The sequence below is a fragment of the Holdemania sp. genome, from assembly GCF_986127675.1.
In genome coordinates this window covers 1-13,605 of the sequence record NZ_CFQZWI010000014.1, presented here as the reverse complement: position 1 = coordinate 13,605, position 13,605 = coordinate 1, and the positions used below count along the sequence as shown (strand labels likewise).

Sequence of the window (13,605 nt, the reverse complement as noted above, 5' to 3'; positions counted from 1 at the left end):
ATGAAACGTTGTCTTGTGAAGGCTGACGATTACGGATTTACCGAAGCGATCAGTCTGGGAATTTTAAAAGCGTACCGCGAAGGGATTGTGCGCAGCACCGGCGTGATGATCAACATGCCGGCCGCGCCGGCCGCCCTGGGCTGGCTGCGCGAAGCCGAGGGCTTATGCCTGGGGCTGCATATCAACATCGTCGTCGGAAAACCGACTGCCGATCCGGCATTGATTCCGGATCTGATCGACGAGCAGGGCAATTTCCACAGCTCTAAAATGTACCGGGCAGAACTGGCCGCGGGCCGGGATCCGATTCCTGATCTGGATCAGGCGGTGGCGGAGGTGGACGGGCAGATCCGCAGGTTTATCACGCTGACGGGCCGACGTCCGGAATATCTGGAAGGGCACGCGGTTCGTTCGCCGCATCTATTGGAAGCGATGGCGCTGTTGGCAAAGCGGTATGATCTGCCGCATGTGTCTTATCTGGAAAACCGCGACCATAGACTGACAGAACGGCCGCAGCGGGCCGCTTCAATCTATCCGTTTTATGATCAGGGAGTGGAGCCGGCGGCGTATTTTACCGAAGATCTCGGCGGGATCGCGGAGCTGCCGCTGTCGCTGGTGACGCTGCATCCCGGCTATCTCGACCGGGAAATTTACCGGTTGTCCTCGTTTACCGACGTGCGGATCAACGATCTGGAAGCGGCGATGGCCCCGGAAGTGAAGGCCTGGTTTGCAGAAAAGAACATCGCGCTGATCTCTTTCCGCGACATCACCCAATATTAAGAAGAAAACGGCTTCGCAGGGAGCCGTTTTTTCACATGAGCGGACACATGGAGAAATTCTGCGGCCGCACTTTTATTCTTGCGGATGAAGAAGCGCTGTCGGCTTTGAAATTCATGACAACCGACGTTTTGAAGCGCTGTCTTTATTCCTCAAAGAGCGCGGCTATTTCAGGCCGGACTTGCTTTTGATCCATTCCGTCGCCGGCCAATTCATCCAAAGAGACATGCAGCGCGTTGGCGATGTTTTTGATTTTCGCGTGGGCGAGCTTGGTGCGGGCGTTTTCCGCGTTGCTGAGATGCTGGATGGAAAGACCTGCGGCTTCGGCCAGCTGTTCCTGAGTCATCCGGCGGTACTTGCGCAGGATTCGGATACGCCGGCCTAAAACAACATAATTGACGTCATTCATAACTATTCACTTCCTTCGTGATTATTGTAGCGGGAATTGAACAAAAAGGTAATAAACTGGATGAATAAATAATGATTTTCCATTCGATTTTTTCTTCTTTTTCATATTTTTATGTTACTTTTTTTAAACGTTACAATCTGCGCTTAAATACGACTATAAAAAGAGAGTACATGTTCATTTTAAACAACGATGTAATTTTAATAATGCAATAATAAACGGTTGAATTAATCTTGAAATTACTTGTATATAAATGAAGGTAAAAATTATATGAATTAATTCTTCGTTTCTGCTTTCGGTGAGATTGAGGTGATGGTTTCTGATGAAAGAAGAAATTGTACGATTAATTAGATAAAAAGGAAGTAAGAAAAAAGGAAGAATAAAGGAAGGGTTTTTATACAAAAAAAGCCCGCTGGATAAGAAGCGGGCTGAACGGGCGATTTAAAACAACTGGAAGGTGTCGGATGCGTGGAACTGCAGGGCGGCAGTCCGGCCGTTCAGGTCTGCTTTGTCCTGCTTCAGCTGACAGACAAGGGAATACAACGAGCTGAGTCCGATCAGCTGCCGGAACAGATCGTTGTCAAATTCCTCACTGCCAAACCCCGCGTAGACCGCTTCCTTCATCCAGGCATAGGCGGTCAGCTGGAAAAGTGTGACGGGAATCACCTGATTTTTGCAATACAGCGTCAGCTGTTCGTCGACGATCAATTCAGAAAAGGCGTTTTCCGCGCAGATTTCCGGCAGAAAGAACCGGAACAGCTCGGCCAGGGAGGGGTCGTTGAGATCTTTACTCAGGATTTGTCCATAGCGTCCCAGCTTCTCAGCCGTGTCGCAGGCCTGAAACAGCCGCATCGCTTTGATCGTCGCTTCTGTAATCTGTTCCTTGGTATACGGGAAAACGGCGGCCTGCTTGGGGTCCTGTTCCAGAATAAAGATTTGCTTGCGGGAAACGAACTGCGTATTGTCCCACTTTTCCACAATCCGGGCCAGCGCTTCGCTTAAAAACCGGCAGACAACGTCGTTGACGCGGCATTCCGCCGTGACGCTGCCGTCGGCCTGACGCGCGCCATAGATCTTGATGAACGTGATCTTCCGACTGCCGAGCACTCTTGGCAGCTCACTTTTCAACGCGTTCCAGAAATCCAGCCGGTGATCGCCGGACAACGGCTGGCCCATGCCGACGATTTCACTCTGGATGCAGTTCCATTTCCGCTCTTTCCCGCCGAACTCGCTGGTCAGCTGCAGGACGGATTCTCCCCGCATCAGGGTGATCACCGCCGCCATCATGCCGAATAAAAAGCTGGCGGCCGCCGCGCCGATCGCCTGATCCGGATCCTGTCCCGCCCCCGCGCAGCATTCCACGACCGGTTCGTCAAACCGCGGGCATTCGATCGTAAACGTACAGACGGTCATGACCCGCTCGTCCAGGGCATCGACGCGGGCGGATACCCGCAGGTTCCAGCGTTCAAATACGAGCTGTCCGTTCTGGATCTCGTTGTGCTCCATCGTTCCGCAGACAGTGCTCAGCTGCTGAAGCAGCCGTGCGTTTTCTCTTTCAAATGATTGATTTTTCATGAATTCACTCCTCAACCTTTTTATTGTAGCGCCCCAACCGGAATTTCCGCAAGGAAAAACCGGGTTTTCTTGAAGTCGGCGGGAATTATTTTTATAATGAAGAAAAAGAGTGAGCGGAGCGGATCCACGACAGGAAAGGATCCGCAGGGTGATCCCTGGAAAGAAGACAGCGGGATCAAGCGCAAAGGAGGAGCGGGATGGAAAAGACGTGGTGGAAGGAAGCGGTCGGCTATCAGATCCTGCCGAAGACGTTTTATGACAGTAATCATGATGGAATCGGCGATCTGCGCGGCATCATCGCCAAGCTGGATTATTTCAAGGCGCTGGGCGTGACGCTGTTGTGGATCGGTCCGTTTTACCCGTCGCCGATGGATGATAACGGCTATGACGTCAGCGATTTTCTGGACGTCAATCCGATGTTCGGAACCCTGGCGGATGTGCGGGAGCTGATCGCTCAGGCACACCGGCGGGGTCTGCGGATTATTCTGGATCTGATTTTAAACCACACCTCGGACGAACATCCGTGGTTTATCGAGGCCCGCGCGCATCCGGACAGCCCGGAACATGCTTTCTATATCTGGAAAGAGCCGCGCTATGACGCCGCAGGCCGTCCTCAGCCGCCGACCAACTGGGCGAGTTTCTTCGCTGATTCCGCCTGGGCCTATGACGAGCAGGCAGGCCAGTATTACATGAAGATCTTTTCACGGAAAATGCCGGATCTGAACTGGGCGAATCCGATTCTGCGGCAGCGCATGGAGGCGGTCGCGCGGCAATGGCTGGATATGGGAATCGACGGTTTCCGCGTCGATGCGGTGGCGCATTTAGCCCGCGATCCTGAATTTCAGGACAGCGAACTGCCGGTGAACGCGCAGGGGCTGGCTGCGGACTGGTCGAAGTTCTCCAATCTGCCGGCGTTGTTCGATTACCTGCGAGAGTTCAAGCAGACGGTTTTGGCGGGCCGGGACTGTCTGACGATCGGCGAGGTCGGCGGCGGCGCGAGTCCGCAGATGGCGCTGAATTACGCAGACAAGGAAACCGGAGCCTTCAACATGGTGTTTACGTTTGATCACTGCTGGTGCAACGGTTTGGAAGGCAAGGAAATCATCACCGAGGCGGACCGGCATGTCGACGTCCGCCAGCTGAAACAGGTGTTCGCGCGCTGGTACGACGGGTTGGGCGAACGGGCCTGGCCGGCGATTTACTGGATGAATCACGATCTGCCGCGGGTGGTCAGCCAATACGGCGATCCGATCCGCTATCACCGTGAGTCGGCTTCGATGCTGGAAGCGGCGCTGTTATTGATGAAGGGGACGCCGTTTCTTTACAATGGCGAGGAGATCGGCATGACCAACGTCGATTATTCAAGTCTGGAGGATTTCCACGACGTATGGGTCGCCAATTACGTAAAAGAAGCCCGCTCCCGGTTGAGCGAGGAACAGATCCTGGAATATGAACGGCGAACCTCGCGGGTCAACGCGCGCACGCCGATGCAGTGGAGCGCGGAGACGTATGCCGGGTTTTCCACGGTCGAACCGGCGGAGAAAGTGATCGGCAATTATCGGGAAATCAACGTTGCCGCCCAGCAGGCCGATCCCTATTCCGTGCTGAATCTGACGCGGCGGTTAATCCAGCTGCGCTTAAGCGAGGTGGGCAAGCAGCTGTTTGTGTACGGCGGGTTTGAGTTCGTCGAGCCGGAGCATCCGGATTTGTTTATGTACCGCCGGTTCACCGCCACGGAAGAAGCCTGGGTTGTGTGCAACTTCCGCGGGGAAACGATTCCGTTTTCCTTGCCTGAGGAGCGGGGCGAATGTGTCTTTGATAATTATTCCGATCCCGGTTTTGCCGGGGCGCTGCGGCCGTATGAAGCGCGGGTCTGGCTGCGGCGGGAGGATTCCTGATGAACATGCTGGAATTAACCGCAATCTCCAAGCAGTATCCCGGCGGCGTGCAGGCGGTAGATCAGTTCAGCCTGACGCTGAAAGAGGGGGAGCTGGGCGTGCTGGTCGGACCTTCCGGCTGCGGGAAAACGACGACGCTGCGGATGATCGCGGGGCTGGAAACGCCCGATGAGGGAACAATCCGGATCCGGGGGCAGGCGGTTGACGGACAGCGGCCGCAGGATCGGGATGTGGCGATGATGTTTCAATCCAGCGCGCTGTTTCCGTGGCTGAGCGTCGCGGAGAACCTGGCGTTCGGTCTGGCGAAGAAGAACCTTGACCGCCGCGCTCACCGCTCGCAGATCGAAGCGATCGCCCGGCAGCTGCAGCTGGAAGATTTGCTTGAGCGCAAGGCCCGCACCCTTTCCGGCGGCCAGCGGCAGCGGGTTGCGCTGGGACGGGCGCTGCTTAAGGAAGCGGCGGTGCTGTTGATGGATGAGCCGCTCAGCTCGCTGGATCGGCAGCTGCGCTTACAGCTGCAGGATGAAATTCTGCGGTTATGCCGGCAGCGCGGACAGACGGCGCTGATGGTGACGCATGATCAAAGTGAGGCGCTGAACCTCGCGGACCGGCTGGTCGTGATGAATCAGGGCCGGATCGAACAGAACGATATCCCACAGCGGATCGTCACCCAGCCCGCCACGCTGTTTGCGGCGCAGTTTATCGGCGAACGTCCGATCAATCTGTGGACAGTCCGCATCGCTGCTCCTCAATCGTTCTTTCAGCCTTCGCGGATAGTCTGGCCGGCCGGCGCGGACACTGTGGTGATCGGCGTGCGTCCTCAACAGCTGCGGGCCAGAATGATCGGCCCAGCTTCGCAGCCTGAGGCAGAAGCGGCGCTGAGAGGCGAAGCGGTGATCGAACAATTTCACTGGATTGGGGCGCAGTGTTTTGGTTCGGGCAGTCTGGGCGGAAGGCTGGTGGAATTCAGTCTGCCGGAAGGCGCGAACAGTCAGATCGGCGACCGGGTCATTCTGAGCGCTGCGGCGTCCGCACTGCACTTTTTCGATCCGGAAACCGGCCGGCGGTTATCTCACGCTGCCATTCCCTTTTCAAAGTGAAGAAAGATTTGATCTAAGTGAAACGGAAAGATGAAAAAACGAGCGCTCCCTCCAAGGGAGAAGGCTCGTTTTTTAACGTGGACAGGCTGCGGCGCTCAGGCTTTTAAATGGTAGCGCAGCGATGCGGGATTCTGTTCGATCAGGTCCTGTTCCAGCAGCGCCTGCAAAAGATTTTCAGTCTGCGTCTTCGTCAGTCTGAGCTGTGATTCAATCTGATCCGGGGCAACCTCAATTTCCGTTGTGATCAGATCCAGCACACGCTGCTGCAAGGTCTGACGTTTTTGAACTTTGCGGGAAACCGGCAGCCGGAACAATACTTCGCGGCGCTGCGGTTTATCGGTCAGCTCCGGAGCTGACCAGCCTTTCTGCTTCCAGATCGCTTCAATCCGCAAAAGCCCGGTGCCCCGTCCGTCCGCCGCTTTGATCAGATGGAACATCTGGTAGAGAACGGGGTTGGCCGGCATGGATGGACGTCTCAGCTGGCCGCGGTTGACGACCTGAATCTCTTGGGAATCGGCGCGGATTTCAATCTGCGGATGATCCTGATAGTCGGCGTGCGCCAGCGCGTTGACTAACGCCTCGTTGATCGCCCAGGCGATGTCTTTGGGGTGCTGGCTTTGTAATTGCCGGCGGGCGGAGAAATAGAAGTCGCAGGCGTTGTCTTCCTGCCGGCGGGTTTCCAGCAGGTTGTTCAGCTGTAAGCCGGGGAAGGCGCGGGCCAGAGCTTCTTGCCTGCCGAACATCAACAAGCCGGCCCAGGTTGGATGCAGACTGCCGTCCATCGCGAAATAAACCGCGTTGACCTGAAGCAGGAAGCTTAACTCGCAGATGGCATTCCATGGAGAATGGGGATGCACCTGCCGGTAGCGCTGCCGGTAAGCTTGAATGGAGGACGGCTTGAAATCGTCCAGCACGGCGGAAACGACCGGCGCTCCGTCGGGCAGTTCCCGAAATCGGTTTTCCATCATGATCTGAACCTCGCTGATCTGGCACCGGTAATCTCCTTCCCCACCTCGCCGATAGGTTCCGGAAAAGGGCGAGGAGCCCAGAAACACCGGTTTCTGGCAAGCCAGCGCCCGCGGAATTTCAATCAGTACGATCGGGTGGTCCTGCGCTGTGACAATCTGGACCTGTTCCCTCAAAAGCAGGTTGACGCTGACCAGCTCGGGATTGGCGACGATATGCCAGAATTGCTCGGCCAGCTTCTGCGGATCGGCCAGCGGCACGGACTGAAAATATTTTTCCGGCGTTTCGATCACACCCAAAAGCAGCGCTCCGCCGACCGTGTTGGCGAAGGCTGAATATGTTTCCCACAGACTGTGCGGCAAGCCGCCCTGGGCCCGTTTCGCTTCCAGCCGATTGTTTTCCCGATACCGGGCCAGCTGTGCCAGTTCAATCATGAACGATCCCGCCTTTCTGTCTTTACAGTAGTCTATTCCCGACGGGATTTCCAGTATTCCTGATCATTTTGTTAAAAAAGATCGACCCCTTCCCAAAGCAAAGCTGCGGACAAGCACGCTGGCAAAACGCGGAGCATCATTGACGCAGAAAAAAAGGGGCGGCTTCAGCGGAGGCGCACCGATGAATCCTTGAAACATACTGGTTGATTCTAGTTGATTCTATTAGAAAACGACGAATTCGAAGCTCGCTGTTAAGCACAGCGTCAGGCGAAAATCAACAGAGGAGCTTGAAGGGAGAAGCGCTTTATGATAGAAGCACTTTAAAACAGAATAAAGAATAAAAAAAACCAGCGGCTCAGGCTGGAATTTGAAACGAATTTTGCAAGGCGCTGACGGATTAATCAGAGTCAGAATCAGGAATGAATTCCACGATATCCTGAAGCTGACAATCAAGTGCTTTGCACAGATCGTCCAGGGAGGTTGTTTTAACGACGGCATTCTTCTTCATCCGGTTGAGCAGTGATTTGGGAATACCGTAATCCAGGGTCAGTCGATAACAGCTTAACCCCCGTTTCTTCATGGTTTTCCAAAGGTTGTCATAAACAATCATCAGCCAGAAACCTCCTTTGTTCCTTTGCATTTTAGCGTGAAAGCGGTATAATTTATAGGTATAATACAAGACACCTAAAACTAGTCTGATCCGGCGGTGCAGGAAGGATTCAATCTCATTTGCAAACTCAAAAAAGTTGGAAACGTGGCATAATGACAGGAAATATGATAAGATTAACTCAGAAGAAATTGAGGGCGTGAGAAAATGGCGGAAAAGAAAGCCGGCGGAATTGTGCATTTCGTCAGAGAATGGGAACAGAAACGGATGCTTTTGCGGATGCTGGAGGTGCTGGACGACGTCCGCCTTTTGAAGCAGCTGCTGGAGTTTGTGGAGAACAAGCTGACTTTTCTTCAACGTAAACAAAGCTGGCTGCAGCTGCGGCACCGCTCGGGGCTGGCTGAGATCCAAGCTGAAACGGACTTTCTCAAACAAATGCGGGAGGCCTTGAAAGGCCGGATCAGCCCAATGGAGAATAACGCAACCGCAAAGCTGCTGGGATTGAAGCTCAGGCAATGGCGGGAAGCGAAAGCGATCACGATGCAGGATCTGGCTGAGCGGTCTTATTTTACTTTTGAAGATCTTCAGGCGATTGAAGACGCCGCTTATCCGGCGATGGACAGTCTGGATCTGGAACATCTGATGGAATTGCTGGAAGTGGATTCCCTGGATACTCTGCTGCGGGATCAGGCCAAGCCGGAAAATAAAACAGGGTATTCGGATTAACATCCCTTATAAATCAGGGATCAGCAACCACGTTTCAAATGGGTAAGGGACAATGATGATAAAAAAATTCTGGATCTGGCTTCATCAGTTTTTTCAGCGAAAATCTCCGCGGGAAAATGCTGCAATTTCAATCGCGAATCAACAACAAATCTGGTTTGAACAATGTGAGCCGGGCTTTCTGGTATGGGCGCAGATGCCGCTGCCATCGGAAGAACTGGCGAAAATTGATCCGGCCCATCGAATTCGTCCATATCTGATTCTTGCCAGGATAAAACAGGAATTGACAGCTAAAGCCTGTTCGTCCAGTCCATATTCCGGTCTGCGGGAATATCAGACGACAATGCTGGCCAGAGATCATCCGCTGGGGAAGCAAACCTATATTGATTTGAAGCACAATGTGACGCTGAGAGCGGAACTGCTGCAAAATAAACCGATTCCCGTAGAACGGCATGATCTGCGCCGGATCCAGAAACATCTTGTGCTGATTTCTCATCTGGATCATATTTATCATCCCTATCTCAATGTGCCGCTGCTTTGGGAGAAGGGGGATATCCTTGAAATTGATCATGATCTGTGGTATCTGCAGGAATTTATCCCCGGGAAACTGCGGTTAATCCGGCTCTGTCATCAATACCGCGCGTACATGGAGGATGCGGGATGGAATCTGTTTTTCTGCGGCCGCCGCGGTTATTTCGCTGATTTTGCCCATCCGGCCGTCTTTCAGGGGAAAACCCGGCTGGAACTCGTTTACCGCGCCGCCGCTCATGAAATCGCCTATGCGGATTATTGCCAGACCCAGGGTAAGGATCAGTATATCAAGTGGGTGCCGGGGTATATCGTGAAGCGGGAGGATGAAACGTATATCGTTCTGTCCAGGTTAGAGCGCGGCTGGTTCTGCCTGGAATGGCACCGCAGCCGGAAGAAGTGGCGGACGCGGTGTGTCCGGGATTTCAATGGGATGGAATGCGTGGGAAAAGTTCGGCGGCTGAAACTGCGGACGCTGATCGCATCGTTGATGAATTCCGGAATCGTACTGTTGGAAGAACTGGATCCAACGCTGCTTGACTATCTGGGTGGGCAGGAATTGGATTGGGAAACGTTAAAGAGGGAAGCGGGGATGGCGGTGCTGATCAAAGGGATCAACCGGGCCGCTGCATAAATCTTTTTCGTCGAAGCCGATCCGGGAAATCTGGCATCCGGTTTGAAGACAGATAGACATCCGTCAGACTATGAAGCTAAAAAGAAAAATCCGTTTCTTGCCCAATCTGCATTGGGAAAAGGAACGGATTTTCTTGTTAAAAAGGATCGCAGCGATGTTCAGCTTCATTCAGTGAGAAACGCTGCGGATTCGATGTTACTTGGCGGACAGGGCGATGAATTCGTCGATCATGGTCTCCACAATCGCCAGAGAATCGCGCCAGAAATCCGGCTTGGTGATGTCGATGCCCGCCATTGCCGCCACGTCCTCGACACTGCTGACGGTCGTCGCTTCCAACAGGCGGTTGTACTTATCGACAAAGGCCGGGCCTTCCTTCTGATACTGCGCGTACAGACCCTTGGCAAACAGGCAGCCGAAGGCGTATGGGAAATTGTAGAAGTTTAAGCCGGCGTCGTAATAATGGCTCTTGCAGATCCACATATATGGATGCAGCTGGCTGTGATCGAGACCCGTGCCGTAGGCTTTCTTCTGTGCCCGCAGCATGATGTCTTCCAGATCGTCGCTGAACAGGAAGCCATCCTTGCGCTTTTCCACAACCTCCGTTTCGAACAGATAGCGGGAGTAGATATCGCAGATGACCTGCGTAACATCCTGCAGCGTGCTTTCGATCAACATCATCTTTTCCTCGTCGCTGGCAGCGTCGCGGATCGCAGCGTTCATGATGACCGTTTCATTAAAGGTTGAGGCGGTTTCCGCGACCGGCATCGAATAGCGGGTGTTCAGCGGACTGTGGTTTTCAATCCGGTGGCCGTGATAGGCGTGACCCAGCTCGTGCGCCAGCGTGACGACGTCGCTGAGCGAACCGTCAAAGTTGGTCAGCACGCGGCTCTGCTTCAGCATCGGCAGGTTGCAGCAGAAAGCACCGCCGACCTTGCCCTTGCGCGGGAAGAAGTCGATCCACTCCTCGTCGAAGGCACGCTCGATGATCCCGGCGACATCCTTGGAGAATGGCGTGAAGTTCTGGATCAGATACGCTTTCGCTTCATCGGTAGTGAAGGTGCGGGTGCTTTTGCCCATCAAGGCGAACAGTTCGTAAAACGGCAGGCCGTCGGTGTAGCCGAGCAGCTCTGCTTTATGCCGCAGATAAGCGTGGAAGCGCGGCAGCGCTTCGTCAATCGCCGTGAACATTGCGTCCAGCGTTTCCTTCCGCATGCGGGAATTGAACAGCGTCATGTCCAGGACGGAATCGAAGTGACGCAGCTCGCTGACGGTGTTCGCTTCGCCTTTGATCGAATTCAGCGCGAAGCAGACGGCGTCCTTGATTTTATCATAAGCTTTTAATTCCGCTTCATAGGCTTTTTTACGAACGGTTGGATCGGTGCTGTAAGCGAGGTTGCGGATCGAGGATAACGTATAATCCTGACCGTCCATCGTGACGGCGACCGTCGAGGTCATGTATTCCTGCAGCTGTGCCCAGGCGTTGGAACCGTTCAGCTCCATTTTCCCGATCGCGTCCTCGACCTCGTCGCTTAACGTATGCGCGGCATGGCTGCGGATTTCCTGCAGCCAGAAGGCATGCTGCTGAAACAGCGGGTCGCTGGGGATCAGCGCGTCCAGATCCTGCGCCGCGATCCATTTCTGAAAGCGGGTTGAAGCCAGCGCCGACTGGCTGGTCTTGATCTGAAAGCGGGAATTCATGGAAACGGTTTGCTGATCGGCGGTGTTGGCGGACTGGCGCAGCGAGAGATATGCGCCCAGCCGGCGGGTCAGCGTCTGGTAGGCGGACAGCTGTTCAATGATCGCTTTCAGCGTCGAGTGCGGATCGCGCTGATTGAGGCTTTCCGCCAGCGCGTTCATCGCGTTGATGTGGGTGTCCAAGGCGGCGAAATCCTGTTGGAAGGCTTCGCTGTCATAGCCGGTGTAGAGATCGTTCAAATTCCATTCTTTCATTTGTTAATCCTCCTGTTTTTTCGGATGCCGTACAATTCCCAGCAAGACGATCGCCAGGAACATGCCGGCGGCCATCCCCGCGCTGTCGATCAGCATATCCCGCAGCTCGCAGCTGCGGCCGGCGGAAAACCGCTGCAGATTCTCATCCAGAACCGGGATGATGAAAAACGGCAGCAGCGCCGCTTTGCCCTTCATCCACGACCAGGGCTGAAGCCGGTAGGCGGCGGCGATCAGGCAGCCCAACAAAGCATATTCGCTGAAGTGCGCCAGCTTGCGGATCACGAAGTTTAAAAAATCCGTTTCCGGATGCAGGCCGACGGTATCCAATACCGGCCGGACCCATTCGCTGACCGTCAGGCTCATGCCGTTGGACGTGCCGGCGGAAGCAGCGGAATTGGAAAAAATAAAAATTACCATTAAAGCGACAAGCAGCCAACAACTTTTCTTTTTCATCTTCCGCTCCTTTCTGACTTCCTGTATTATAAACCAACTTTTCCGGTAAAGAAAGAACCATGATATAATGAAACGACAGTGAAGGAGGAATCGCTTTTGGAAATGAAGAAAATGGTCCGGGACCTGCCCTGGGTTCTGATCGGCAATTTTATGCTGGCGCTGGCCGTCGCGATGTTTATCTTACCCTATAATATTCTTTCCGGCGGCGTGGCCGGCATCGCGGTCGCTTTGCAGCCGGTGTTTCATATTGAACCGACGCTGATGGTCAACGGTCTGGTGCTGGGGATGTTTGTGCTGGGCACGGTGTTTCTGGGAAAAGACTTTGCCGTCAAGACGGTGATCAGCTCGCTGGTGTATCCGGTCTATCTGACGATCATCACGCCGTTTGTCCCGCTGCTGCAGCTGGATCCCATCCTGGCTTCGCTCTATGGCGGACTGCTGGCGGGCGTTGGCATCGGGCTGGTGCTGCGGACAGGCGCGAGTACCGGAGGGATGGATATTCCGCCGTTAATTGTCAACAAATATACCGGGATTAAGATTTCGACGCTGGTGTTGATCACCGACGCGCTGACGGTCGGACTGGGCTTGTTCACCTATGGTCTGGAAGCAGTGCTGATCGGCTTTATTTCCGTCTGGGGCACCTCGTTTGGGATCGACAAGATGCTGACGCTGGGCGGCGGCAACGCGAAGGCTGTGCAAATCATTTCGGAGGCGCACGCGCAGATCAATGCCGCGATCCAATCCGAGCTGGATCGGGGAACGACGCTGAGCGACGCGACGGGCGGTTATACCGGAGCACCCCGCAAGGTGATTCTGGTCGTTGTGGAAAAGAAGGAATATCCGAAGCTGCTGGAACTGGTCAACCGGTTTGACGAAAACGCCTTTATGATTACCAGCGACGCAACGGATGTGCATGGAGAAGGCTTCACATTGGAATTCAAGGTCTAGGGAAGTGCTGAAAGCTCAGGATATAAGCCGGTCATAAGTCTGTTGAATCCGCAAAAACGATGGGAAAACGCCTTGGGATCATGGAAGTGCAGTGTAAATGAAAAAGGAAACAGAAGCGGCGCGAAAAGGAAAACGCGCCTTTTTTGTTCCCGCGAAGTCCATCCCGGCTTCATTTTGGGTTTCAGCGAATTGGGCTTAACAGGACAATGCGGCGAGCTAAAAATAAAGTAATATTGAACGGTGGTTAAAATGTAAGAAATCCCAAACATTTTTATTCTATATGGAAAGATTAACCCATGATATAATAAGAACAAATGAGGTGCGGAAAATGCTGGAATTGAAACATATCGCAAAAACATATAAAAATGGCGTAAACGCCCTTTACAATATTAACTTGAAAATTGATCAGGGGGAGTTTGTCTATATTATCGGGCCGACCGGCTCGGGCAAGTCGACGTTGATCAAGCTGCTGGACGGCGAGGAAATCCCGACCAAAGGCAAGGTTGAGGTGGCGGGGATCAACGTCGGGAAGCTGAAGCATTCCAAAGTGCCGTTGTACCGCCGCAATATCGGCGTCGTGTTTCAGGACTTCCGCTTATTGGAGCGGAA

Annotated in this window: 13 protein-coding genes; 7 read left to right on the top strand and 6 right to left on the bottom strand. The window is 53.9% G+C overall.

Annotated features, from left to right (window positions below):
• A complete protein-coding gene (locus AC5OW4_RS04130; protein WP_072685622.1) occupies positions 1-777 on the top strand; it encodes a ChbG/HpnK family deacetylase in 777 nt (258 codons plus the stop codon).
• Between the two features lie 142 nt (positions 778-919).
• Here the strand turns inward: AC5OW4_RS04130 and AC5OW4_RS04125 are convergent, their stop codons facing one another.
• Positions 920-1,183, bottom strand: a complete 264-nt coding sequence (locus AC5OW4_RS04125) for a helix-turn-helix domain-containing protein (protein ID WP_072685623.1) — start codon at positions 1,181-1,183, stop codon at positions 920-922.
• Between the two features lie 438 nt (positions 1,184-1,621).
• Positions 1,622-2,755, bottom strand: a complete 1,134-nt coding sequence (locus AC5OW4_RS04120; protein ID WP_072685624.1) for a DUF6348 family protein — start codon at positions 2,753-2,755, stop codon at positions 1,622-1,624.
• Positions 2,756-2,952: 197 nt separating this feature from the next.
• Here AC5OW4_RS04120 and AC5OW4_RS04115 point away from each other — a divergent pair, with 197 nt between their 5' ends.
• A complete protein-coding gene (locus AC5OW4_RS04115) occupies positions 2,953-4,653 on the top strand; it encodes a glycoside hydrolase family 13 protein (RefSeq protein ID WP_072685625.1) in 1,701 nt (566 codons plus the stop codon).
• Positions 4,653-5,753, top strand: coding sequence for an ABC transporter ATP-binding protein (locus AC5OW4_RS04110; RefSeq protein ID WP_195397562.1), 1,101 nt, complete (start codon positions 4,653-4,655; stop codon positions 5,751-5,753). The genes AC5OW4_RS04115 and AC5OW4_RS04110 overlap by 1 nt, the downstream gene beginning before the upstream one ends.
• A gap of 95 nt (positions 5,754-5,848) precedes the next feature.
• Here the strand turns inward: AC5OW4_RS04110 and AC5OW4_RS04105 are convergent, their stop codons facing one another.
• Together AC5OW4_RS04105 and AC5OW4_RS04100 are read right to left on the bottom strand one after the other, a co-directional pair.
• Positions 5,849-7,153 (bottom strand): DUF8451 domain-containing protein, encoded by a 1,305-nt coding sequence (locus AC5OW4_RS04105; RefSeq protein WP_195548432.1) that lies wholly within the window; start codon positions 7,151-7,153, stop codon positions 5,849-5,851.
• 397 nt (positions 7,154-7,550) lie between these two features.
• On the bottom strand, positions 7,551-7,763 hold the full coding sequence (locus AC5OW4_RS04100; RefSeq protein ID WP_072685628.1) for a helix-turn-helix domain-containing protein: 213 nt from the start codon (positions 7,761-7,763) through the stop codon (positions 7,551-7,553).
• 204 nt (positions 7,764-7,967) lie between these two features.
• On the opposite strand from AC5OW4_RS04100, the gene AC5OW4_RS04095 reads away from it, so the two are divergent.
• Both AC5OW4_RS04095 and AC5OW4_RS04090 read left to right on the top strand, forming a co-directional pair.
• On the top strand, positions 7,968-8,486 hold the full coding sequence (locus AC5OW4_RS04095; RefSeq protein WP_072685629.1) for a hypothetical protein: 519 nt from the start codon (positions 7,968-7,970) through the stop codon (positions 8,484-8,486).
• 55 nt (positions 8,487-8,541) lie between these two features.
• The gene (locus AC5OW4_RS04090; protein WP_072685630.1) at positions 8,542-9,645 is read left to right on the top strand and encodes a hypothetical protein; all 1,104 of its coding nucleotides are present in this window, start codon (positions 8,542-8,544) and stop codon (positions 9,643-9,645) included.
• A 195-nt stretch (positions 9,646-9,840) separates the two neighbouring features.
• Here the strand turns inward: AC5OW4_RS04090 and AC5OW4_RS04085 are convergent, their stop codons facing one another.
• Together AC5OW4_RS04085 and AC5OW4_RS04080 are read right to left on the bottom strand one after the other, a co-directional pair.
• Positions 9,841-11,595 carry a M3 family oligoendopeptidase gene (locus AC5OW4_RS04085; protein ID WP_195397558.1) on the bottom strand — a complete coding sequence of 585 codons (1,755 nt, stop codon included), beginning with the start codon at positions 11,593-11,595 and terminating at the stop codon, positions 9,841-9,843.
• Positions 11,596-11,598: 3 nt separating this feature from the next.
• Positions 11,599-12,048: a VanZ family protein gene (locus tag AC5OW4_RS04080; RefSeq protein WP_493676702.1), complete on the bottom strand. Its 450-nt coding sequence runs from the start codon at positions 12,046-12,048 to the stop codon at positions 11,599-11,601.
• A 102-nt stretch (positions 12,049-12,150) separates the two neighbouring features.
• Between AC5OW4_RS04080 and AC5OW4_RS04075 the strand changes: the two genes are divergently transcribed.
• Together AC5OW4_RS04075 and AC5OW4_RS04070 are read left to right on the top strand one after the other, a co-directional pair.
• The gene (locus tag AC5OW4_RS04075; RefSeq protein WP_072686133.1) at positions 12,151-12,996 is read left to right on the top strand and encodes a YitT family protein; all 846 of its coding nucleotides are present in this window, start codon (positions 12,151-12,153) and stop codon (positions 12,994-12,996) included.
• Positions 12,997-13,324: 328 nt separating this feature from the next.
• A partial coding sequence (locus AC5OW4_RS04070; protein ID WP_493676701.1) for an ATP-binding cassette domain-containing protein occupies positions 13,325-13,605 on the top strand: 281 nt, incomplete at its 3' end.

Excerpts from the sequence above, each read along its gene's own strand:
- AC5OW4_RS04130 (WP_072685622.1), top strand. The coding sequence starts at position 1 with ATGAAACGTTGTCTTGTGAAGGCTGACGATTACGGATTTACCGAAGCG.
- AC5OW4_RS04125 (WP_072685623.1), bottom strand. The coding sequence starts at position 1,183 with ATGAATGACGTCAATTATGTTGTTTTAGGCCGGCGTATCCGAATCCTG.
- AC5OW4_RS04120 (WP_072685624.1), bottom strand. The coding sequence starts at position 2,755 with ATGAAAAATCAATCATTTGAAAGAGAAAACGCACGGCTGCTTCAGCAG.
- AC5OW4_RS04115 (WP_072685625.1), top strand. The coding sequence starts at position 2,953 with ATGGAAAAGACGTGGTGGAAGGAAGCGGTCGGCTATCAGATCCTGCCG.
- AC5OW4_RS04110 (WP_195397562.1), top strand. The coding sequence starts at position 4,653 with ATGAACATGCTGGAATTAACCGCAATCTCCAAGCAGTATCCCGGCGGC.
- AC5OW4_RS04105 (WP_195548432.1), bottom strand. The coding sequence starts at position 7,153 with ATGATTGAACTGGCACAGCTGGCCCGGTATCGGGAAAACAATCGGCTG.
- AC5OW4_RS04100 (WP_072685628.1), bottom strand. The coding sequence starts at position 7,763 with ATGATTGTTTATGACAACCTTTGGAAAACCATGAAGAAACGGGGGTTA.
- AC5OW4_RS04095 (WP_072685629.1), top strand. The coding sequence starts at position 7,968 with ATGGCGGAAAAGAAAGCCGGCGGAATTGTGCATTTCGTCAGAGAATGG.
- AC5OW4_RS04090 (WP_072685630.1), top strand. The coding sequence starts at position 8,542 with ATGATAAAAAAATTCTGGATCTGGCTTCATCAGTTTTTTCAGCGAAAA.
- AC5OW4_RS04085 (WP_195397558.1), bottom strand. The coding sequence starts at position 11,595 with ATGAAAGAATGGAATTTGAACGATCTCTACACCGGCTATGACAGCGAA.
- AC5OW4_RS04080 (WP_493676702.1), bottom strand. The coding sequence starts at position 12,048 with ATGAAAAAGAAAAGTTGTTGGCTGCTTGTCGCTTTAATGGTAATTTTT.
- AC5OW4_RS04075 (WP_072686133.1), top strand. The coding sequence starts at position 12,151 with ATGAAGAAAATGGTCCGGGACCTGCCCTGGGTTCTGATCGGCAATTTT.